The sequence below is a fragment of the Marinomonas transparens genome, assembly GCF_016463975.1.
Classification (GTDB): domain Bacteria; phylum Pseudomonadota; class Gammaproteobacteria; order Pseudomonadales; family Marinomonadaceae; genus Marinomonas; species Marinomonas transparens.
In genome coordinates this window covers 91,717-115,308 of record NZ_JAEMNX010000012.1, presented here as the reverse complement: position 1 = coordinate 115,308, position 23,592 = coordinate 91,717, and the positions used below count along the sequence as shown (strand labels likewise).

Genomic DNA, 23,592 nt, shown 5'->3' with positions numbered 1-23,592 from the left:
AGCACGAACTTCTTGTCGATTAGCTGATAACTAACCCTATAAACCTTCTCGTTTAGCTTGTTCCCAATAACTGTCTAATTCCTCTAAAGAAGAGCCAGCTAATGTTTTACCCTGTGCCGATACTAACGCCTCGATTCGACTAAAGCGACGACGAAACTTAACATTCGTTTTATTTAATGCCACATCTGGAGACACTTTGAGGTGACGAGCTAGGTTAGTCATCGCAAACAATACGTCGCCCATTTCTTCTTCTATATGAGGCTGTTGTTGATCTTTAATCGCCTCTTCCAACTCATCTAATTCTTCTCTTATCTTAGCAAAGACAGGGGTCACATCATGCCAATCAAAGCCGACCTTGGCAACTTTGCTCTGTATCTTAACCGCTTGCATCATGGCAGGCATTGAAACAGGCACCTCATCCAATAGGCTAGCCCCCTGAGCAGGCATCTTTTTATTGGCTTTTTCTTGAGCTTTAATTCGCTCCCATTGACCTTTTAATTCATCTTCCGATAAGCCAACAGGTTCACTAAAGCTATCCAATTCACCACTAGGGAAGACATGAGGATGGCGGCGCAGCATCTTTTCAACAAGGCCTGCGGCAATATCATTAAAGTCAAAGCGATGCTCCTCGCTGGCCATTTGCCCATAAAAAACCACCTGGAAAAGCAAGTCGCCTAGCTCTTCCTTCAGGTGGTCAAAATCTTCTCGTTCGATGGCATCCAATACTTCATAGGTTTCTTCAAGGGTATAAGGGGCGATGGTTTTATACGTTTGTTTTTTGTCCCAAGGGCACCCATGTTGCTCATCCCTCAAGCACCTCATAAGGGTTAACAAGTGTTGAATCGAATCACTCAAAAGTCTTTTTCCCTAAATACACTCAGCACGTTAGGTAATTGATTTATTCGATGTAACAGCTTACTAAGCGCCCCCAATTCACCCACTTCAATCGTAAAACGGATAGAAGCAGTATGGTCTTCTTTTGCCGATAAGGTATTCATCGACAACAGGTTAACCTTTTCATTGGCTAACAAACCGGTAATATCATTTAACAAGCCCGTTCTGTCATAAGCCTGCACTTGGATATTGACTGGGTATAAGTTATCTAGCTCTTCTCCCCAGCTGACATCAACCACCCGTTCTGGCTCATCTAAACTTAACTGAGCCATATTAATGCAGTCTTGTTTATGGACAGAGACACCCCGGCCTTGGGTGATATAACCGACAATGTCATCCCCCGGTATCGGCGTACAACACTTGGCCATCTGAGTCAGCAATTTACCGACCCCAAGAATATGAATGTCATTATCGGATGACTTATGACGGCTCTTTTTAACTCGAATGGGGCGTAAAGGAGCGACATCACCATCCAAGCTATACATGTCATCAATCACTCGAAGCACTTTAGCCAGCTGGATATCACCCGCTCCCAGTGCCACATAAACCTCATCCGCATAGGAGAAATTAAAGCGAGAAGAAACTTTTTGCATATCAATGCGGTTATCTTCAATCCCTAAACGCTTAAGTTGCTTATCTAACAACAACTTACCAGCCTCGGCATTCTTTTCCCTATCTTCTTTTCGAAACCAGTTTTGGATCTTAGCTCGTGCTCGGTTAGTTTGCACATAACCTAACGTAGGATGTAACCAGTCGCGACTTGGTCTGCCTTCTTTGGTGGTTAGAATCTCTACTTTATCGCCGGTTTTCAGATGTGTAACAAGGGAAATGATTTTGCCATTCACCTTAGCGCCACGGCAGCGATGACCAATTTCTGTATGCACACGGTAGGCAAAATCCACCGCCGTGGCATTCATCGGCAAATCCACCACATGCCCGTCTGGAGTAAACACATAGATACGGTCTTGCTCGATATCACTGCGCACTTGTTCTGAAAGCGACTCCAGATCACTTTGCACTTCATGGAAGTCCAAAATCGTTCTAAGCCATTGAAGCTTTTCTTCGTAACTGGTGCTGTTCGAGCTTAAATCTGTGCCCTTGTATTTCCAATGAGCACAAACACCTAATTCAGCATCTTCATGCATCTTTTTCGTACGTATTTGGATTTCAAAAACTCGGCCTTGAGGGCCAACAACTGCCGTATGCAAAGATTGATAGCCATTGCTTTTAGGGTTACTAATATAATCATCAAATTCTTGAGGAATCGGCTTCCACAAGTTATGAACTACTCCTAAAACGGTATAACACTCCATTGGCTCATTCACCAAAATACGCACAGCTCGAACATCATAGACTTCATCAAAGCCAATATTTTTACGCTTCATTTTGCGCCAAATACTGTAAATGTGCTTTGCACGCCCCATTAAGTCTGCATGGATGTTAATGTTCTCCAAGCGCTCTTCTAATAGGCCAATAACATCATCAATATAACGCTGACGGTCGAGACGTTTTTCATCCAGCCACTTGGCAATTCGCTTGTATTCAGAAGGGAAAAGATAACGGAAAGATAGGTCTTCTAATTCCCACTTGATATAACCTATGCCTAAACGATGGGCCAAAGGAGCATAGACACTTTGCACTTCAAGAGCGACAGCCACACGACGCTCCTCACCTTGATGCTTAGCCTCTTTAATCGCACAGGCACGTTCTGCCAATTTAATCAGTACCACCCGCACATCATCAATAATGGAAACCAACATTTTCCGTAGCGATTCCAGCTGATTCTCACTGCTACCAAGCACTTCAGCAGCCGAATCCGCGGTCAGATTCTTGGACACCTCACCCATGCGAATCACGCCCTCAATGAGAGAAGCGACTTTTCGGCCAAACATATCGACGACACGCGTAATAGGCAATTGATCTTCGCGCACGACACGATATAAGGCAGCGGCGACCAAAGAGTCTTGATCCGCGCGAAAGTCCGCCAATATTTCAACCATTTCTAGACCGGCTCGAAAAGTGCTCGCCTGAGGTCCCCAATAGGAAGGTCGCGGAGACTTAAGCTCTGCTTGACGAGCAAGCTCACAAGCCATTCGTAAAGGAACTCGAGTATTATCATCCACTTTATCTGCGAACTGAGACATCCATGCATCAATATTGACGCTACCATCATCAGAAATAGGATGATCTTTTCTTACTGTTACCATCGACTAACCCTTCGAAATTACTTCTTTTTTTGTAGCAACATCATGGTCTCTACATGTGACGTTTGAGGAAACATATCCATCAAACCAACACGAGACACCTGATATCCCTTTGCGACTAAATATTCAGCATCCCTTGCTAAGGTAGAAGCGTTGCAAGAAACATACAATATTTGCTTAGGTTTAATTTTAATTAGGGTATCTAGAAACTCAAACGCTCCAGCTCTAGGGGGATCAAGTAAGACTTTTGTTATTTTCTTTTTAACAAAAGTCGCCGCAATTGGCTTGGTTAAATCCGCAGCTAAAAAGGATAAATTACTTAAATTATTATGTTGGGCGTTTAATGCCGCCGCTTCGACCATGCTATCTTGTACTTCCACACCAATAACTTGCTGGGCTCTTTTCGCTAACGGAATAGAAAAATTACCAACGCCACAGAATAGATCCAGAACCACATCCTCATTATCTGGCTTTAACCACTCTAGCGCTTGCGTCACCATTTTCTCATTCATCACCTCATTGACCTGAATAAAGTCTTGAGGGTGATAAGCTAATCTCTGACCATCGAGATCATAATAACGCATATCTTCTGCTAAAACCGATGCCTTGCTCGCTTTTGGTGCTTGCCAATACAGCGCTATATTTTCCCCTTGCGCCCATCTAATCCACTCTTCTTCAAGGGTTTCTTTTATAGGAGAAGTTAAACGAAATAGAACCGATACACCTTTAGTGTCTTCAAGCAATTCAATATGACCTAACTTATTCGCCAACTCACTGCCTAATAGCACCTGTCTTAATGAAGAAAATACTTTTTGCAATGCCTCAGTCAGCACAATACAAGTATCAATAGAAACAATATCCTTTGACGCTTTGCTACGAAATCCCAGTAATAATTGATTGTTTTTTACTTGCACAGCGATACGTGCTCGACGACGATATTGGGTTGTCGAATCGGATAAAATATCGAATGGTTCAGTCAAAGAAAGATTGCGTAACTGACCTTGCAGCCAATTAACCTTAGCTTCTATTTGTTGCGGTTGCGCTAAATGCTGGAAGCTACAGCCGCCACACTGGTCGAAATGCAAGCAAACAGGAGTCACTCGATAATCGCTTGCTTGTAAGATATTCGTTAATATTGCTTCATCAAAACGGCGCCCAGATTTAGTCACCCGAGCCTCAACAACTTCTCCCGGTAACGCTCCCGCAATAAAGGTCACTTTTCCCTGTAAACGTGCCACACCTTTGGCATCGTGAGTTAGCCCATCCACCCCAAAGGACTGCACAGGCCCCATAGGCGGTATTTTTTTAGATTGGCGACGTGCCGAATTTCTTCTTATCAAAAGGGCTCTCTTTTTACTGGATCTAAAACAAATGGTTTTGGGAAGACGCTTTCACATCTCCCCGCATCATTTTAGACCATCTGGCCATCTATCCATAATAGAGCGACGCTTTAATTTGCTATTATTACTTAATTAAAAACACCCGTTGATAAATAGCGATCTCCACGATCACAAATAATTGCCACAATAGTCGCATTTTCTAAGGTATTAGATAAGGCTAATGCAGCGGCGACAGAGCCGCCGGATGAAACACCACAAAAGATACCTTCTTCTTTTGCCAAGCGTCGCATGGTCACTTCTGCATTTTGCTGAGAGACGTCCATCACGGTATCCACTCGAGTCTCATCAAATATTGACGGCAAATAGGCCTTTGGCCAACGGCGAATGCCAGGAATACTCGACCCTTCCTGAGGCTGTAGACCAATAATTTGAATCTCGTTATTTTGCTCTTTTAAATAATGAGAAACCCCCATAATCGTTCCTGTGGTTCCCATTGAGCTGACGAAATGGGTGATTGTGCCTTGTGTCTGCTGCCAAATTTCAGGTCCCGTGGTCATATAATGAGCATTGGGGTTATCTTGGTTGGCGAACTGATTAAGCACAATACCAACACCTTGTTGCTGCATTTCTTGAGCAAGATCTCGAGCTCTTTCCATGCCTTCTTCTTTACTCACCAAATGCAGAATCGCACCGTAAGCTGTCATAGCAGACTTACGTTCCTGACTCATATTATCAGGCATGATCAAATGCATTTGGTAGCCTTTTATCGCCGCCGCCATCGCCAAAGCAATGCCCGTATTACCACTTGTTGCTTCGATCAAACTATCACCGGGTTGAATATCACCACGTAACTCGGCCTGCACGATCATGTTCAGCGCTGGGCGGTCTTTTACTGAACCCGCGGGATTTTGTCCCTCTAGCTTTAGCAAAATAGTATTGGTTGAGTTGGGGTTGAGACGCTGTAAACGAATCAAGGGAGTCTGCCCAATTAAGGACTCTATTGTAGAATATTGAATCATAAAAACTTCATTGACATTGATCACATAGGGAATAAAAATTAACACTGATGTGTATTTAAGAACACTTAGCCACTACAGTACAATAAGAAAGCGTTATAAACTTAGTTTAGATTTCGCATTTTGGAGCAAACAACATGCGTCTATTAAGGAGCCTAACACCTCTCTTAGCTATCCTGGCACTTAGTAGTTGCGACCTATTTGAAGGTCCTTCTGCTAAAATCCCAAGTGACGAGCTGAGAAAAAAATGGCGAGAGTGTAAATATATTAGCAATCCTTCCCGTACGAAGGCTTTAGCCTGTCAAAACTATGATAGAGAGTGTGATCGTCGAAAGAAGAAAGGGGATTTTGTCTGCTACTAGACCACCCCTTGCTATCAAATCACTAAAAGGACTCATTATATTATGAGGCATCTTGGCCTTAACATTTCCCTTAGCACTTATAGTAAACTTTTTTGGATTTTATTTTCTCCTGTCTTCATTGTCAGTATATTAGGCTCCAGCTTCCTAATATCAACTCGCTTTACTGACCTAGATCGTAACCTTTTCGAACACTCGGAACACATGAGCGAACAAATAGCGACGACTAGCGAGTATCCTATTCTCTTCTCCGATCAAAAAATGATGTCTAAAATGCTACAGGATGCACTTAGCCACAAAGGCATAAGCAGCGTACAACTGTTTGACAGCAATAAAGAAGTTCTACTTTCGTTGGGAAAAGTACCTTCAACAAACCATTCTCTCTTTCCAGAAACACTACGCACTTGGGTATACGATGATTTCTTAGTGTCCATCAGCCCTATTTATTACTCTGGCCACTCACCTAATAGTGCTTTAGGCCAACAAACCGAACTATTTAGCTCACCCCACCAAAAAAACCTAATAGGCTGGGCAAAAATCGAAGCCAATACTGCAGAAATACAAGTCGAGAAATACCGCTATGCTAGCCTAGTTATTTTCACCCTCAGCCTATTCAACTTACTTGCAGCCATCGGTGCATGGAAAGCGACAAAAGCCTTAACTCGACCACTTAATAAACTATCAACGTCATTAAACAGGCTAGTGAAAGGACAGTTTTCAAGCGTCAAGCTAATGACCCTCCCTCCTGAATACAGTGACATACAAAAAAACCTACTTGATCTAACAGAAAGACTGGAACACCACAATGAAGAACTCATTGCAGGCATAGAGCAGTCCACTGAAGATATTCGGCGCAGCATGGACAGTATGGAAGAAAAAAGCGCTCAACTGCATATCGCGAATAAAGAAGCCATGGAATCAAATCGGCTCAAATCTCAGTTTCTCGCCAACATCAGTCATGAGGTACGAACACCACTTAATGCTATTCTTGGCTATACCAAAATCCTGCAAAAAGATCTAAAAGATAAACAGCAAAAGCTCTATATCGATACCATAGAGCAGTCCACTAACAGCCTACTCGCTATAATTGGTGACATTCTTGATTTTTCAAAAATAGAAGCCGACAAACTAAGCCTTGAAAATAATCATTTTAATTTAAAAAAACTTATCGACGATGTTTATCAAACCCTAAGCATCAACTTACTGACCAAAGAAAAACAAATCGACTTGGTTCCTGAATTCAGTAAAAACTTCCCCGAATGGTTTATTGGCGACAGCATTCGGGTTCGCCAAATTCTCACCAACCTAATCGGCAACGCCATTAAATTTACCTATCAAGGTTCCGTTCGAACTAAAGTCAGTATTGTTAACCAAGACAGAAAAGAAATTAAACTGGCTTTTCAGATCATAGATACCGGCATAGGCATTCCAGAAGATAAAATGAGTCACCTGTTTAAACCTTTTTCACAGGTTGACACCAGCACCACCAGACAATTTGGCGGTACAGGGCTTGGACTGGTCATTACGAAGAAACTGGTCGAACAAATGAAAGGGAAAATTGAAGCACATAGCGATCCTGCCATAGGTTCAACTTTTCGCTTCACTATCAGCCTTCAACCTTCCAACAAGATCACCGAAGCAAAAGCACCATTGAAACGCAATATCATCATGCTAGAACCTAGCCAGAACTATAAAAACTATCTCAACAACTATTTCAAAGAAATTGATGTTGAATGCCTTTCTTGCCCAGACCTAGAGCAGTTAATTGTTCAGCTCAATCAAAAACACCAAACAATCGATGCCCTTTTACTCAATATCAGTCCTAATGAAGAGAGTGTTTCAGAAGCTCAAGAGTTGATTGTCTATGCCAAGCAAGAATTCAATGTACCTTGTATTTTAATGGTTCAGCCACCTGGACAAATTGCCCAATATCCAGATCTAAAAGATCTGTGCCACGAGGTCTTACTGAAACCCATCAGTCATGAACGCCTTTACAATGCGCTTAAAAACCTAGAAGAGCCAATCAAACAGGAAGCCAATGACAACAAACGTACGACGGAACAAAAAACCAAAACAGCGCTAGCAGGTTTAAAAATTCTCGCTGTAGATGATACACCAGTCAACTTACAACTACTTGGGCACTGGCTAACCCCAAATGATCTCGAGGTCACACTCGCATACAGCGGCATGCAGGCCATCGAATTAGCAAAAGAAAAACAATTCGACCTTATTTTCATGGATATTCAAATGCCCGAAATGGACGGCATGGAAACCACCCGCCAATTACGTAAATTAGACACCTATAAAAACATCCCCATCATTGCTTTAACAGCACATGCCTTGGGATCAGAGCAGAAGCAAATTCTTGCCAGTGGGATGAATGATTACCTCACCAAACCGGTCGATGAATCCATACTGCTAAACACGATTGAAACCTATTGCTCAGCATCAGAAAACTACCTTGATCAGGTGGATAAAAAGCTCTCTGATATCTTTGATATGACAAAGGCGCTGGATATAGTGGATGGTAAAGTTGCTATCGCCAAAGAAATGTTTGAATTGTTAGCCGATTCACTGGATGCCGAAAAAAAGCTCATCCGACACCACCTAGAAAACCAAGACACCGAAAAGTTAATACAGGTTGTTCACAGAATTCACGGTGCCTCGAAATACACAGGCACCATCAATGTTGCGCGCCATGCTGGTTTTCTAGAAACCCACCTAAAGGAGTTAGGAATGGAGGAAGTCGAAGGCGTTGCAGAAGACTTTATTGAAGCGATAGAAGAGCTACTTAATAACCGCCAACTTATTTCTTGGCCTCACCCTTTAGATTCAAGCACAACAAAGGCTTGAGCGTAGTCTCTTTCATCTGTCAGACTTAGATGCCAAACAATAGGCGACTCATAACGAGCTTCAATGCTTTCATCAACCTTCAGTACAGGCTGACCCGACGGTAAATTAGTCACATTGAAATGCTGAAAGCTCACACCTCGACCAATGCCCGTTCCTAGCGCTTTAACTGCCGCTTCTTTGGCTGCAAAACGCTTCGCTACATAAGCGTTTGCTCGATCTAAGTTTTCTATTTCTGCCCAGATTTTTTTTTCATCCGCCGTCAAGATACGATCAATAAAACGCCCCCCAATGCGCTCAACAGATTGAGCAATACGGACAATTTCGACCAAATCTGTGCCAATACCAATAATCAAAAAACACCCCTCTAGGGATTCTTACAATGCACGGAAGATAGGCACGCCTAAATGCCGTTCCCCTTGAAAAATCTGCTTTGGCAGCAAGCCCCTAGCGACAACGGGTTTACCATTCAACAGACCATCTAACCAGCTTCGATGTAGCTCTTTTGCCAAACTAAGCACCTGTTTATCTGTCCAGTTGCCAGCGTGATAATCCAAAGCGACACGCCCTTCAACAAACAAAATCGGTATCTGTTTAAGCGTCTCGCCATAATAAGGACGCAAACCAAACTTTTGATGAAATTGATACACTTGATCGGGCTGAATCAACTCCCCACGCCCCGTGGAGACCATGTTAATCCCCACCCCCAACTCAGTGAATAGCCCCACTTCGAAACGTCGCAATAACGGTGCGATAGGCACCCCAGAGCAAAAGCTTTCAATTAACCACTGGTAAAGATAAAACACATCAGGAAGAGGCAAATTAAGGGGTAATAGGCGCTCAAGCAATTCATGGGCATAAAGCGCAGCATATAAAGGCAACCCCTCCAAGGAAAAAGCCGCTTTGTTCGCTTCTAAACTCTGCACGGTTTTTAATTCACTACGGCCTACATATTCCATTTCATAACACAAAAAAGACCCAGGAATGACCCGAGCCTCTTTTTTTGGTAGTCGCCACACCCCACGAATCAAACCTTGTTCAAGAGTTAAGACATCCAGCAGGATCTTACTGTCCTGAAAAGGACGAGTGTGAATCACATACGCTGCGGCGCGCATACGGACTATTCTTCCTGATAACCTAAGCTGGCAAGTGCTCGCTCGTCATCAGACCAACCTGAACGAACCTTAATCCAGAGATTCAGCATGACTTTATGCTGAAATAAATTCTCCATATCAATACGCGCTTCTTTGCCAATAAGTTTAATCTTATCGCCACGTTCACCAATAATAATGCGCTTCTGTCCATTACGCTCAACGAGAATCAAAGCACTAATATGTATGGCTGATTCTTCGTAAACAAATTCTTCAATCTGAACCGCCACTTCATAAGGCACTTCTTGGCCTAATTGACGGGTGATTTTTTCACGCACAATTTCTGCTGCTAAAAAACGCGAACTACGATTGGTAATTTGGTCTTCTGGATAAAACGCCATCCCCGCCGGAATATAGCTTTCTACCAGTCTTTCGAGACGGTCCAAATTATTATTACGCAAGGCAGAAATAGGCACTACTTGAGCAAACTCCATACGTTCAGATAAGTTTGCCAAACGAGGCAGAAGATCTTCTTTTTGATCCAGTTGATCGACCTTATTTACCACCAAAATCACCGGACTACGAGAATGCTTCACCTTTTGCAAAACGGACTCGTCTTCTTCGGTCCAGCGATCCGCATCAATCACAAACAATACCAGATCAACATCTTTAAGAGCCGATGATGCGGTTTTGTTCATAATACGGTTTATGGCTTTCGTCTCGCCTAGATGAAGCCCTGGTGTATCGACATAGATGGTCTGAACATGACCTTCTGTTTTAACACCAAGAATCTGATCTCGGGTGGTCTGGGGCTTTCTTGACGTTATAGAAAGTTTTTGCCCTAAAATGTGATTCAGTAGAGTGGATTTGCCGACATTGGGACGACCAACAATCGCCACGTAACCACAATGGGTAATTTCAGTCTCAGACATCATTTTGATCCACTTTTTTCAAGGCTTTTGCTGCCGCATTTTGCTCTGCAATTCTTCGGCTATTACCCTTGCCTTCAATCGCCTCATCAAACAACTCTATCTGACAGTGCACATAAAAAGTTTGGTCGTGGGGCTCACCGACAATCTGCACGACTTCATATTGTGGCAAAGCATGCTTACGTGCTTGTAAATATTCTTGCAACAGCGTTTTAGAGTCTTTCGTGACTATCTTCAAGGAAGTCGCTTCTAAGCGCTCTTTGTACCACTCTAAAATATGCTGACGGCAAACATCCATTCCAGCGTCTAAATAGATGGCACCAATAATACCTTCCACCGTATCTGCCAAAATCGAATCTCGACGAAAACCACCGCTCTTTAGCTCACCGGCACCAAGCTTTAAAAAATCCCCTAGCTCAAATTCTCTCGCCAATTCCGCCAAGGTATCGCCTTTTACCAGAGAAGCCCGTAAACGACTTAGCTCGCCTTCCTTTGCTTTCGGGAAACGATGAAAAAGACCTTCCGCAATCACGTAATTAAGAATGGAATCGCCCAAGAACTCGAGGCGTTCATTATTTTTTCCACCAAAACTGCGGTGCGTTAGCGCCAGCTCAAGCAATCCAAGGTCAGCAAAAAAATAACCTATTCGCCGACTCAATTTTTGATACTGTGAACTCAAAATTTCTCCAAAATTACTTAATCAATCCATTATACTTAAAACTTGGGATACTAAATAACTCATCCCAATGAAGCCACACATAAAATGCGCGCCCTTTCATATTCGCTTCTGGTACAAAGCCCCATACACGGCTATCGGAACTGTTATCACGGTTATCGCCCATAACAAAGTAAGAGCCTTTAGGCACCACCCAGTCACCTTCCAATGGGTTGTGTCGGAAGCTATTATAAATTTCGTGATCAACACCACCTAAGTTTTCATGCAACACACGAACCGGCTCACGGTTAACATTCAAAGACGACGATAATTCTGCCAATAAATCCGTCTCAACCAACTTGCCATTCACTTTCAAGGTTTTATTATGGTAGCTGATTGTGTCTCCTGGAAGGCCTACCAAACGTTTAATATAGTTTAAACTAGGATCCCTAGGGTATTTAAATACCACGACATCACCACGTTTAGGTTCAGTCGTTGGAATAATAGTGGTATTCAATACAGGTAAACGCAGCCCATAATCAAACTTGTTCACTAAAATAAAGTCGCCAATCTTTAACGTCGGTAACATAGAGCCAGATGGAATCTGGAAGGGCTCCACAACAAAAGAACGCAAGCCAAAAATGATAGCAATAATCATGAAGTAGGATTTTACTTCCACCACCAGCCTTGGCGTCTCAGCTAGTCGCTGCTGCGCTTCTTTACTAATCGCTTGTTTGGCTTCAGGAGCCATATCCGCTAATACAGCTTTGCGCTTTGGTAAGTACACAATACGATCGTAAAACCAAAAAGCTCCGGTAACAAAAAACGCAATCGCCAGTATTAATTCGAAATCAAAACCCATACTACCTCTCCATTAAGACATGAAGCATCATGTCTATTATACTGCTAGGACTAACTATCAAGTTGTAACGCGGCAAGAAAGGCCGATTGTGGCACTTCCACATTACCAACCTGTTTCATGCGTTTTTTACCGTCTTTTTGCTTCTGTAGCAGTTTCTTCTTACGGCTCACATCGCCGCCATAACATTTCGCGATAACGTTTTTACGTAAGGCTTTTACCGTGGTACGAGAAATCACCTTCGCACCCACCGCACCCTGAATCGCCACATCAAACATTTGACGTGGGATCAGCTCTTTCATTTTTTCACAAAGAGCACGGCCTTTATACTGCACATTATCTTTGTGCATAATGAGCGCTAAGGCATCCACCCGCTCACCGTTAATCAAAATATCCAAGCGACACAATGGCGCTGGGCTAAAGTGAGAAAAACTGTAATCCAGTGAAGCAAAACCGCGACTACAAGATTTCAACTTATCAAAGAAATCCATCACCACTTCATTCATTGGCAGTTCGTAGCTCAATTGAACCTGCTTACCTACGTACAACATGTCTTTTTGAATGCCACGTTTTTCGATACACAAGGTAATCACGTTTCCTAGATATTCTTGAGGAACTAGAATATTGGCAACCACAATCGGTTCGCGCATTTCTTTAATGGTGGCCGGATCGGGCATTTTAGAAGGGCTATCCACACTTACCACAGAGCCATTATTCAGCTCAATTTCAAACACCACCGTTGGTGCTGTGGTAATAAGATCTAGGTTATACTCACGCTCTAGTCGCTCCTGAATGATTTCCATATGCAGCATCCCCAAGAAACCACAACGGAAACCAAAACCAAGTGCATCCGAACTTTCTGGCTCAAAGAAAAGCGACGCATCATTAAGTGTTAATTTACTCAGAGCAACACGGAAGTCTTCGTAATCATCAGAGCTAACTGGAAAAACACCAGCGTAAACCTGAGGTTTCACCTTTTGAAAACCCGCTAGTTGTTCAACATTTGGGGTCGTAGCGTGGGTAATGGTATCACCCACTGGCGCACCGTGAATGTCTTTAATACCCGCAACGACATAGCCCACCTCACCCGCTCTTAACACTCCGGTCTCTTTACGTTTTGGTGTAAAAATACCGGCCATATCAACAGGGTGAGCCTGCTTAGTAGATTTAATGAAGATCTTGTCTTTTTTACGCAATGTGCCTTGCTTGATACGTACCAAGGAAACCACGCCAAGATAATTATCAAACCAAGAATCGATAATTAGCGCTTGCAGAGGGGCATCAACATCCCCTTCCGGTGCTGGGACAGTGGCAACTAATCGCTCAAGAACATCATCCACTCCCATTCCCGTTTTCGCGGAGCAAGTAACGGCGTCCATCGCGTCAATACCAATGATTTCTTCAATTTCCTCACAAACCCGTTCTGGCTCGGCTTGAGGCAAATCGATTTTATTCAGTACAGGCATCACTTCAAGGCCCTGCTCTATAGCCGTATAGCAGTTAGCTACAGACTGAGCTTCTACGCCTTGTGCGGCATCAACCACTAACAAGGCTCCTTCACAGGCAGCAAGAGAGCGGGACACTTCATAAGAAAAGTCCACGTGTCCTGGGGTATCGATAAAATTCAGCTGGTAGGTTTGTCCATCTTTGGCATGGTAATCCAAGGTCACGCTCTGAGCCTTGATGGTGATGCCACGTTCCCGTTCAATGTCCATTGAATCAAGAACCTGAGCGGACATTTCACGTTCACTTAAACCTTCGCAGGTTTGAATAAAGCGATCAGCCAAAGTCGATTTACCATGGTCAATATGGGCAATAATTGAAAAGTTTCGTATGTGCTTGAGATTATTAGAAGACACTGTTTACTCACACTTAAAAAGCGATATTTGATCGAGCCCTGTTAATAAATCAATGAGATATACACGTTTTTTGCAATAAACCACGTATAAATTTGAGCAAATACCAAAATAGCCCAACGTCACAAACTTATTAACAGGTTCTCAGGATAGAAATTGGCGAGCATTCTACCGAAAATAACATCAGGACTCCATTTATTTCAGCATCTACAAGATAGAGAGCACTGCGTAGAAGAAAGTACTGACCGATATTTTAAATGCCTCTTTGCTTTAAAACCCTCTCAACCGTATCAACCGTTGCTTGCGTATGAGCATCGATTTCTAAATTCACTCGACTTCCTACCGATAGCAGACCAAAAGTCGTTAATCTTAATGTCTCAGGAATTAAAGACACTTCCAGCCAATCATCACCAATATCACTAATGGTCAAACTTGCCCCATTCAACCCAACATAGCCCTTATCAAACAAATAACGTCTGGCATCCACTTCGTTCTGACGATCTGTTTTAAAACGAATGTGAACACTCTCAGCAATCGTTTCAACTTTAGATACAGCAACGCTTGTCATAATATGACCAGACATTACATGACCGCCGACCTCATCCCCCATTTTCGCTGCCCGTTCAAAATTGACACTATCTTCAACCTGAAGAAGACCAATATTTGTTAACGCAAGCGTGGTATCAATAACATCAAAAGTCAGTACATCAGAAGCGATATCAGCGACGGTCAAACAAACACCATTAATAGCGACACTTGCCCCTAATTGTTGCCCTAACATACTTCCCGCAGGAAACAAGATTTCGAGACGTTTATTACGCCCAATCGACTGGCAAGATTGAACACTTGCTATGCCTTGAACAATTCCGGTAAACATGAAATTTCCTCATTGATAAATACAGGATACGAAGCAAATCAATCAAATTATGAACAACTCTCTAATGAGTGAAGAAGAATTGAACAGCAAACACCAAAACCATACTCTGACTGACCTAGCGCAAGTTATCATTAATTCACTAATAGGGTTATCCACAACATGCGGGGATAACCCTAGAAAACAGTAGAACCTTTCTAATGCGCCCACTTTCAGCGTTTTCAAGGTCAAAAGTACAATGCCCAATATAAATACTATTCCGCAAAAAAAGAAAAGCCGCTAAATTAAGCGGCTTTAGTTAAACTTATAGGGATCAGGTGACTAGTTTAAAGCTTCTATCATCTCCTGAGTAACCAGAGTCACACCATCAGAATTACGATAAAAGCGTGCCGCATCGGCAACTGAGTCTTCGCCAATTATCGTGCCTTCAGGAATGTGACAATCAGAATCCACCACGACCTTACTCAGGCGACAATGCCGGCCAATATCACATCGAGGTAAAATAACTGAATGGCTCACCCGGGAATAAGAGTTCACTCGCACATTGTTAAACAAGATGGACTTTTCCACGGTTGAACCGGATACGATACACCCAGCAGACACCACGGAATTTAATGCCGTGCCTATACGTTCTTCGTAATTATAATTAAACTTGGCTGCTGGACGCTGATATTGCGCGGTACGAATAGGCCAAGCTTCATCATACAAATCCAACTCAGGGACCAAGCGGGTTAAATCCATATTGGATTCCCAATAGGCACTCAAAGTCCCCACGTCACGCCAGTAAGCTTGATCAGGATAGCTCTCATTTTTCACCACACTATGAGAAAAATGGTGGGCTTTAATCTTGCAACGCCCCACAAAGAAAGGAATTAAGTCTTTACCAAAGTCATGACTAGAATCATCGTCTGAGGCATCTGACCTGAGATTTTCTGACAAGAATTTCGTATTGAAAATATAAATCCCCATACTGGCCAAAGAAACTTCTGGTTTACCCGGCATCGTAGGAGGGTTGGTAGGTTTTTCCTCAAAGGCAATAATATTGTCTTCTTCATCCACATGCATGATACCAAACTGATCCGCTTCCCCTAGTGGCACTTCAATACAGGCCACGGATACGTCAGCACCACTCTCCATATGCTCTTTCAACATGATGCTATAATCTTGTTTGTACACATGGTCTCCAGCCAAAATCAAAACATACTCACTGTCCAGACTGTCAATCATGCTCAAATTTTGAAAGACGGCATCCGCAGTACCTCGGTACCAATCCCCACCAGTTTGCTGCTGGGCAGGCCAAAGCTCAATGAATTCATTAAAGTCCGAGCGCAAGAAATTCCAGCCACGTTGCACATGTTGATTCAGCGTATGAGATCGATATTGAGTCAATACAGCAATACGACGCATCCCTGAATTCACACAGTTAGAAAGAGGAAAATCAATAATTTTATATTTACCTGCAATAGGCACCGCAGGCTTAGAACGGTTATCGGTTAATTGCTTTAATCTTGAGCCGCGCCCACCAGCTAAAATAATGGACAGTGTTTGCATGCACGCTGTATTTAAATCCATATACCACCTTTAAAATACCGTTTTTATTTTGTTGCACTCTACTCCAAGTTGTATTTAGGTATACTCTTATCATCACATTGAATCAACAAGATACCACCATGATAAAAACTCTCTTTGCCGCCTCCGAAATCTATCCCTTGATTAAAACTGGAGGGCTTGCAGATGTTGCCGGCGCCCTCCCCGTCGCACTAAGAAAACAAGGTCATGATGTCCGGCTGATTATGCCCGCTTACAATGACCTCTTAAAGAAGGTAGCTCCTATTCAGAAGAGTATCAACCTCGGAAACCCATTTGGGGTAGGTGATTTAATTTTACTTGAAACCAGTATTCCTGAGAGCGATACACCTATCTGGCTACTGCAATGCCAAGCCTTATACGAACGCGAGGCTGGCCCCTATTTAGACAGTAAGGGCGCTGATTTCCAAGACAACCATTTGCGTTTTGCAGCATTATCTTGGGCGGCAGCCACACTTGCTCTTCACGGCCACCTCATTGGCTGGCAAGCTGATGTTTTACACCTGAACGATTGGCAAACAGGCTTTGCGGCAGCCTATTTAAAAAGCTGGAAAGCCGACCATATCCCTGTCGTGACCACAGTTCATAATTTACGCTACAACGGTAGCTTCGAAATGAGTAAATTTGCCGATATGCGCCTATCTACAGAACTACTTGACCTACATGGCATGGAGTTTTACGGTAATTTTTCAGGTTTAAAAGCAGGGTTAGTCTATGCCGATGCGATTACCACAGTCAGCCCAACTTACGCACAAGAAATTTTAACCAGTGAATATGGTGATGGCTTAGACGGCACGCTCAAATCCCTACAACACAAGCTCACCGGCATACTAAATGGTGTTGATTATGAGCAGTGGTCACCGGAAAAAGACCAATTTATTGCACAAAATTATGGCCCAGAAAGCCTAACGAAAAAGTATGAAAACAAACTCGCTTTGCTTCAAGAAAACGGGCTTTCAGAGGATACCAGCCAACCTATATTTGGTGTCGTCAGCCGTCTAACAGAACAAAAGGGACTGGATCTTGTATTAGAAGCCATACCACATCTACTTGATCGTGGCGCTCGTTTGATTGTACTTGGCGCTGGAGATAAACATCTGGAAGCAGGTTATTTAGAACTGCAAAGCCTCTACCCAGAACAAGTCTCTGTTCGCATTGGTTACTTTGAAGACTACTCTCATCGAATTCAAGCTGGCATTGACGCCCTGCTTATTCCATCCAGATTTGAACCCTGCGGCTTAACTCAACTGTACGCCTTAAAATATGGCACACTGCCTGTCGTAAGGCAGACAGGCGGTCTTGCCGATACCGTATTTGAATGGGGGGATAGAGCCAACGGTTTTGTGTTTACAGACGCCGATGTTGCCTCACTAAAAGCTGCGCTAGAACGTTGTATGGAAAGTTTCTATAACTCGCATTCGTGGCAAGAAAAACAAAGAAATGCCATGGCATATGATTATAGTTGGGAGGCGGTCACGGGGCAGTGGGTTGAGCTATATGAATCGCTAATACATAAATAGCATATCTTCTATTTAAAAGGGCCAAAGACAGGAACTGGTGTCTTTTGGCTCGGTTCCTACAATAAAGGCCAACGACGTTTTATCATCACAACGTGGGGCTGCAATTTCAAACTTATCATCCAACACATCATAACGAACCGCCCCATTAGGCAAAGAGTCGGGTAAAGATCTTGGGTTCATGTTTTGAGTAAAATCTATCCATACTTTTTGTGCTCCGCTACTACCAGTAATACTTAACGGAACATTATCATCATCCCCTAACCATACAATGCTAGAGTAATCTCCAGTAATCCCAACAAACCAACTGTCCTTTTGCTGATTCGTGGTGCCTGTTTTCGCGGCAAAATTTAGCTTGGGGAAAACACCTTGTGCTGCTCGCGCCGTCCCTATCTTAGGTGTTTTTGTCATGCCATCCAAAGTCACAGCCAGCAACGCATCAGTAAATGGCACACTGCCTGTTTTATCAAATCGCTTAATCAGCTGGTCTTTTTGATCCATCACCGCCAATACCACGCCTAACTCACTGCTTTGACCTTGAGAAGCAATAGGTTGATATAAACGCGATACTTCAAAGGGAGACAACTCTAAGGCGCCTAAAGCCATAGCAGGATGCATGGTAAAAGGCCTTTTCACCCCCAGTTGACGCAGCGTATCACCCACACGATCAAAGCCAATTTGATTAGCAAGATTTAGAGTAGCTAGGTTATAAGACTTCGCCATGGCCTGATACAAATGCACTACCCCATGACTTTTGTGATCATAATTCTCTGGTTGCCATATTTGCCCCCCTACATTGAACCGTAAAGGCTTATCTTCAATTTTTGACCACCAGCTGTAGCGACCGCTAGCCAAAGCAGATAAATACAATGGAGGCTTAACCAATGAGCCAATCGGCCTTACTGCACCAAGCACGCGGTTGAAACCAGTATAGTGTTGACCACTTGAGCCAATCACAGCTCGAACCTGCCCAGTGATACGATCCGTTACCACCATGGCACCCTGCAACCCTTTCAATTTAGGGTCTTGTCGTTCCAACAGGGCAACTTGTCGCTGTACCGCTTTTTTCGCCGCTCGCTGTGCGCGAATATCAAGCCCAGTGTAGATGCGTAGGTTTTGCGTCGCTAATGTCGTTTCATCAAAATCTCGAGACAATTGCATCGCTACGAGATCTAAATAATCCCCATAAACGGACCGCTGTTTTTTCTTATCAGCTAAACGAATAGGCTGGTTAATCAAGGTTTTATAATCTTCGGTCGACAGCCGCTGTTGAGCTTTCAATACCGCTAAAACAGTATCACGCCTCTCTTTTGCCCGTTTAGGAGAACGTTCAGGGTTATACAAGGAAGGACCTTTCACCATGCCCACGAGTAAGGCAAACTCATCAACATTAAGTTCACCTAAGGGCCGACCAAAAAAGTGCTGACTCGCCGCGGCAAAGCCATGTAACGCACTACTGCCTAGCTGAGCCAGATATACCTCATTCATATAAGCGGTAATTATGGCTTCTTTTGAATAATGATATTCAAGCAACAAACTCATCACCACTTCAGTCAGCTTACGGGTATAAGTTCGTTCCGAGCTCAAATACATATTTTTAATCAGTTGCTGAGTCAAAGTAGAGCCACCTTGACGACGAGCCCCATTCGTCACATTTACCACAATGGCACGAACAATCCCCGTCAAAGAAATACCCCAATGTTGATAAAAGTCCCGATCTTCTACTGCAATAAGGATATCAATCAAGGGCTTTGGAATATCCTCATAGGCTAATATTTCGCGGTTTTCTGTATTACCGCCATATAAAAAGCCAATACGTTGAGGTTCGATTCTAGCTTCTTCAATTGATTGGTTATTCAACGCTCTAATATCTAACAAGCCATTTTTAAAGGAAAAAATTCGCCGTTCACTTGTATGAAAACCAAGATGGTCAACATAAGAACGTAGGTGTGCACTGACTTTTGTTCGACTACGAGCAGCCCAACCAACTTTTTGACTATTGCGGCCAAATCGATAGCCAGTTTCTTGCAACAGGCTTTCCAGATCCTGCTTCTTCCAAGGGGAGCCACTTTTTAAAATAATAGGGGCACTGTATACCTCTGAGGGCACCTGCCATTTCTGCCCTTCAAAACGAGTCACTACTTGACTATTAAGCCACCATACCCAAGCAGAAAAAGGAATGCTGGCAAGCAAAGAAAACACTAACCCCCACTTAAAAAGACGACGTAAAATACGCCCAAACCAAGACGGTCGAGATTGGCGGGAAGAAGACTTTTTTCTTTTAGAAGTCGAGGACTTGCGCGAAGATTTTACCGAGGGTTTATTAGCCATGAAGGGAGTATAAGGAGCTTATTGCAAGCAAGCAACGTAGTAACAAAAACTTACACTATAGATGCATATTGACTCTCACCCGTAGGCACTTTAGAGTCGATACTTACAAACACTTTATTTAGCTGACATCGCCCTTCATTTGGCAAAATCAAATTTACGGTGAGATTAAAATATCCCAAAGTCACTGAGAATTAACAGACAGACACAACGCCCCAATATAGTTGGAATTAATACAGATTATTATAATAAGAGTGCGATTATCACGTGTTTAATCAACATTTAATACCTGATGCGCAAAGCCTTCCAGAAGGTCAAGCACTAAGCATCACTGTAGAACAGAACGACTTTTTGATTACTAAACAACAAGGACAAATTTTTGCATATGAAAACCTCTGCCCTCATCAAAACAAGCCTCTAAGTTGTCAAAAAGAGTGTGCTCTGGATGAAGAAGGCGACTATTTGAAGTGTCATCACCATGGTGCTCTTTTTTCACCTAAAGATGGCTCTTGTATTACTGGCCCATGCCAAGGGAGCTCCCTAAAACGCGCCACCATAGGGATCGTTGAAGGCAATTGCTACCTACTACTCGCTTAGAGGGCACTCATCTTATCTTAAGGGGAGCATTAAGGTGATAAAACAAGTCTCTCTCAATCAACTTCTGCGAGTATGGATACTCGCCAGAGTTACTCTTACCTCTATCCTTTTCGCCCTCTCTACCAACACCCTGGCGGACACCTTACATATTGCCGTCGCGTCTAATTTTATTGCGCCAATAAAACAGCTAGCCACACAATTTGAGCAGGAAACAAACAACCAACTACAACTCTCATTTGCTTCATCAGGAAAACTGTTCGCACAAATTCAACATGGCGCCCCCTTTGATGTTTTTCTATCGGCGGATAACATCAAACCAAGTACTCTTGTAAAACAACAACTCGCCTTGCCTGACAGCTTAATTATTTATGCCCAAGGAAAATTAGTGCTCTGGTCAATTAATCCGATGCCATCTTCACTGCTCAAAGACTCTTTACTAGCGGCTAAACGAATTGCCATCGCCAACCCTAAACTAGCCCCTTATGGAAAAGCTGCTGTAGAAAGCTTACGGAACCTAGCGATTTGGCCTAATGTAAAAGGCAAGTTGGTTCAGGGGGAAAATATTGCGCAAGCCTACCAATTTGTTTATTCCCAGAATGCAGACTTGGGTCTAATCGCCTTATCCCAAGTATTATCTGGTAAGGTACAGGGGCATACCCAAGACATATCAGATAAGCTTCACCGTGACATTGAACAAGCCGCAGTGATTCTCTCAGGATCACAAAAAAAAGTACTCGCGAAAGCCTTTATGGCGTATTTAATGCGACCTGATGTACAAGAAAAAATCCGCCAGTTTGGCTACTCAGAAAACAAAGCTAGGTGACGCTAAATATGCTATTAAGTTCAGATGATGTGACAGCGATATGGCTCACATTAAAACTAGCCAGCCTAGTGACCTGTTTGCTTATCATAGTAAGCACCCCCATCGCATGGTGGTTAGCTCGCACTCAGTCTTGGCTAAAAGGTCCGATTAATGCCATTGTCGCCATGCCTCTTATTCTGCCGCCAACGGTCTTAGGCTTTTACTTGCTACTATTTTTAGGCCCTCAGGGCAGCCTAGGAAAATGGCTAGGCAATATAGGAATCTCTCTTCCCTTTAGCTTTGAAGGCCTAGTCATCGCCTCTATGGTGTATTCCTTACCTTTTGTCGTTCAGCCCATTCAAAATGCCTTTGCTGCTATGGGAGAAAGGCCTCTAGAAGCGGCAGCCACACTTAGGTCATCACCTTGGGATAGCTTTATTCATATTGCGCTTCCTCTCGCTAAACCCGGTTACATCAGCGCCGCAGTATTAGGCTTTGCCCATACGGTTGGTGAGTTTGGCGTCGTGCTCATGATAGGTGGCAATATATCCAATGAAACACGAGTCATTTCCATACAAATCTATGACCATGTAGAAGCCTTAGAATACGGACAAGCCCACACCCTTTCATTGCTCATGATCGCCTTTGCCTTCATTGCCCTTGCGCTACTCTATAGTTTGCAAAAACGTAGCAAGAGCACATCCTTAATAGGTAGTTTGTGATGGTAAACAGGCAAAGTACCAATAGACTAGAAGTCAAACTTACTAAACAGTATTCAGAGCAATCGGGCTTCTCACTCGATGTAGATTTACACATTGCTCACACCGGGGTAACCGCTTTATTTGGCCCTTCAGGCTCAGGAAAAACCACATTTCTTCGCTGTGTGGCAGGACTAGAAAGAAGCCCACAGGGCACAATAAATCTCAATAATGAAATTTGGCAAAGTCGTGATTTCTGGCTTCCCACTCACCAACGCCCAATTGGCTATGTATTTCAAGAAGCCAGCTTATTCCCGCACCTGACGGCTGATGAAAACTTACAATTTGCCATCAAAAGAGCGAATAAAAGTCACGCCATCATCACTTATGATGAAGTCATTGCACTGATGAATATTGAGCCTATATTGTCTCAATATCCTCAACAGTTATCTGGAGGAGAACGCCAACGGGTTGCTATTGCCAGAGCGCTACTTATCCAACCGCAACTGCTACTCATGGATGAACCATTAGCAGGCCTAGATGACGTTCTCAAACAAGAAATCCTGCCCTATTTAGAACAACTATGTCGCCGATGCCGCATCCCTATTCTCTATGTCAGCCACTCATTAGATGAGGTCATACGACTCGCGGATTACATGGTCGTGCTCAATAAAGGCAAGGTGGTTGAACAGGGAGAAACACAAAACCTACTTGGCACACTGGGCACCTCTTTTTCTAAATACCAAGATGCCAGCGTTTTAATATCAGGTACAGTAGAAAAACAGGAATCACAGTGGACATTGTCATGGATGAATTTTGGAAGCCAACACATTGTCTTTAAACAAGGGAATGAACAACTAGGCGACACTGTGCGACTAAGAGTGCAATCTAAAGATGTCAGCCTATCCCTTAGCAAACATAATGATTCCAGTATTCTCAACAAGTTATCAGTTGTTGTTGATGATATGGAAGAAGACCAGCAAGACCCTAGCATGGTGATGGTCCGTGTCTTAGCAGAAAGCACCCCCATTCTAGCGAGAATCACCAGCTTATCCGCCCATAATTTGAAGCTAAAAAAAGGCCAAAGCCTCATAGCCCAAATCAAATCTGTCGCGGTTTTATCTTAAAAAAATCGT

The 23,592-nt window shown here is 43.2% G+C and carries 19 protein-coding genes; 6 read left to right on the top strand and 13 right to left on the bottom strand.

The genetic code is table 11. From position 1 onward, the window contains the following. Nucleotides 1-36: 36 nt before the first annotated feature. From mazG to cysM, 4 genes are all read right to left on the bottom strand, one after another. The gene (gene mazG, locus I8J31_RS11885) at nt 37-855 is read right to left on the bottom strand and encodes a nucleoside triphosphate pyrophosphohydrolase (protein ID WP_199468781.1); all 819 of its coding nucleotides are present in this window, start codon (nt 853-855) and stop codon (nt 37-39) included. Next, on the bottom strand, nt 852-3,101 hold the full coding sequence (relA, locus tag I8J31_RS11880) for a GTP diphosphokinase (RefSeq protein WP_199468780.1): 2,250 nt from the start codon (nt 3,099-3,101) through the stop codon (nt 852-854). Before relA ends, mazG begins: the two co-directional genes overlap by 4 nt. Before the next feature lie 17 nt (nt 3,102-3,118). Continuing rightward, nucleotides 3,119-4,438 (bottom strand): 23S rRNA (uracil(1939)-C(5))-methyltransferase RlmD, encoded by a 1,320-nt coding sequence (gene rlmD, locus I8J31_RS11875; protein WP_233402736.1) that lies wholly within the window; start codon nt 4,436-4,438, stop codon nt 3,119-3,121. Between the two features lie 128 nt (nt 4,439-4,566). Continuing rightward, nucleotides 4,567-5,457 carry a cysteine synthase CysM gene (gene cysM / locus I8J31_RS11870; protein WP_199468779.1) on the bottom strand — a complete coding sequence of 297 codons (891 nt, stop codon included), beginning with the start codon at nt 5,455-5,457 and terminating at the stop codon, nt 4,567-4,569. Nucleotides 5,458-5,858: 401 nt separating this feature from the next. Here cysM and I8J31_RS11865 point away from each other — a divergent pair, with 401 nt between their 5' ends. Then, the gene (locus I8J31_RS11865) at nt 5,859-8,666 is read left to right on the top strand and encodes a response regulator (RefSeq protein WP_199468778.1); all 2,808 of its coding nucleotides are present in this window, start codon (nt 5,859-5,861) and stop codon (nt 8,664-8,666) included. Here the strand turns inward: I8J31_RS11865 and acpS are convergent. From acpS to glgC, 8 genes are all read right to left on the bottom strand, one after another. Beyond that, nucleotides 8,633-9,019 (bottom strand): holo-ACP synthase, encoded by a 387-nt coding sequence (acpS, locus tag I8J31_RS11860; RefSeq protein ID WP_199468777.1) that lies wholly within the window; start codon nt 9,017-9,019, stop codon nt 8,633-8,635. The genes I8J31_RS11865 and acpS overlap by 34 nt on opposite strands. 21 nt (nt 9,020-9,040) lie before the next feature. Further along, nucleotides 9,041-9,778: a DNA repair protein RecO gene (gene recO / locus I8J31_RS11855; RefSeq protein WP_199468776.1), complete on the bottom strand. Its 738-nt coding sequence runs from the start codon at nt 9,776-9,778 to the stop codon at nt 9,041-9,043. Nucleotides 9,779-9,783: 5 nt separating this feature from the next. Further along, entirely contained in the window at nt 9,784-10,686 is a 903-nt protein-coding gene (gene era, locus I8J31_RS11850) for a GTPase Era (protein WP_199468817.1), read from the bottom strand. Further along, nucleotides 10,679-11,362 carry a ribonuclease III gene (gene rnc / locus I8J31_RS11845; RefSeq protein ID WP_199468775.1) on the bottom strand — a complete coding sequence of 228 codons (684 nt, stop codon included), beginning with the start codon at nt 11,360-11,362 and terminating at the stop codon, nt 10,679-10,681. The genes era and rnc overlap by 8 nt, the downstream gene beginning before the upstream one ends. Before the next feature lie 13 nt (nt 11,363-11,375). Further along, on the bottom strand, nt 11,376-12,200 hold the full coding sequence (lepB, locus tag I8J31_RS11840; RefSeq protein WP_199468774.1) for a signal peptidase I: 825 nt from the start codon (nt 12,198-12,200) through the stop codon (nt 11,376-11,378). A 50-nt stretch (nt 12,201-12,250) separates the two neighbouring features. Then, entirely contained in the window at nt 12,251-14,056 is a 1,806-nt protein-coding gene (lepA, locus tag I8J31_RS11835; protein ID WP_199468773.1) for a translation elongation factor 4, read from the bottom strand. A gap of 250 nt (nt 14,057-14,306) precedes the next feature. Further along, nucleotides 14,307-14,930 carry a riboflavin synthase subunit alpha gene (locus I8J31_RS11830; RefSeq protein WP_199468772.1) on the bottom strand — a complete coding sequence of 208 codons (624 nt, stop codon included), beginning with the start codon at nt 14,928-14,930 and terminating at the stop codon, nt 14,307-14,309. Between the two features lie 318 nt (nt 14,931-15,248). Then, entirely contained in the window at nt 15,249-16,499 is a 1,251-nt protein-coding gene (gene glgC, locus I8J31_RS11825) for a glucose-1-phosphate adenylyltransferase (RefSeq protein ID WP_199468771.1), read from the bottom strand. Nucleotides 16,500-16,597: 98 nt separating this feature from the next. On the opposite strand from glgC, the gene glgA reads away from it, so the two are divergent. Next, nucleotides 16,598-18,034, top strand: a complete 1,437-nt coding sequence (glgA, locus tag I8J31_RS11820; RefSeq protein ID WP_233402734.1) for a glycogen synthase GlgA — start codon at nt 16,598-16,600, stop codon at nt 18,032-18,034. Nucleotides 18,035-18,046: 12 nt separating this feature from the next. On the opposite strand, the gene I8J31_RS11815 is transcribed toward glgA, so the two are convergent. Beyond that, nucleotides 18,047-20,362 carry a transglycosylase domain-containing protein gene (locus I8J31_RS11815; RefSeq protein ID WP_199468770.1) on the bottom strand — a complete coding sequence of 772 codons (2,316 nt, stop codon included), beginning with the start codon at nt 20,360-20,362 and terminating at the stop codon, nt 18,047-18,049. A gap of 264 nt (nt 20,363-20,626) precedes the next feature. Between I8J31_RS11815 and I8J31_RS11810 the strand changes: the two genes are divergently transcribed. The 4 genes from I8J31_RS11810 to modC are packed head-to-tail and all read left to right on the top strand — an operon-like array spanning nt 20,627 to nt 23,583. Further along, a complete protein-coding gene (locus I8J31_RS11810; RefSeq protein WP_199468769.1) occupies nt 20,627-20,956 on the top strand; it encodes a Rieske (2Fe-2S) protein in 330 nt (109 codons plus the stop codon). A 34-nt stretch (nt 20,957-20,990) separates the two neighbouring features. After that, complete coding sequence (gene modA / locus I8J31_RS11805) at nt 20,991-21,779, top strand: molybdate ABC transporter substrate-binding protein (protein WP_199468768.1); 789 nt, start codon at nt 20,991-20,993, stop codon at nt 21,777-21,779. An 8-nt stretch (nt 21,780-21,787) separates the two neighbouring features. Further along, complete coding sequence (gene modB / locus I8J31_RS11800; protein ID WP_199468767.1) at nt 21,788-22,480, top strand: molybdate ABC transporter permease subunit; 693 nt, start codon at nt 21,788-21,790, stop codon at nt 22,478-22,480. Next, nucleotides 22,480-23,583 carry a molybdenum ABC transporter ATP-binding protein gene (gene modC, locus I8J31_RS11795; RefSeq protein WP_199468766.1) on the top strand — a complete coding sequence of 368 codons (1,104 nt, stop codon included), beginning with the start codon at nt 22,480-22,482 and terminating at the stop codon, nt 23,581-23,583. Before modB ends, modC begins: the two co-directional genes overlap by 1 nt. Nucleotides 23,584-23,592: the final 9 nt, after the last annotated feature.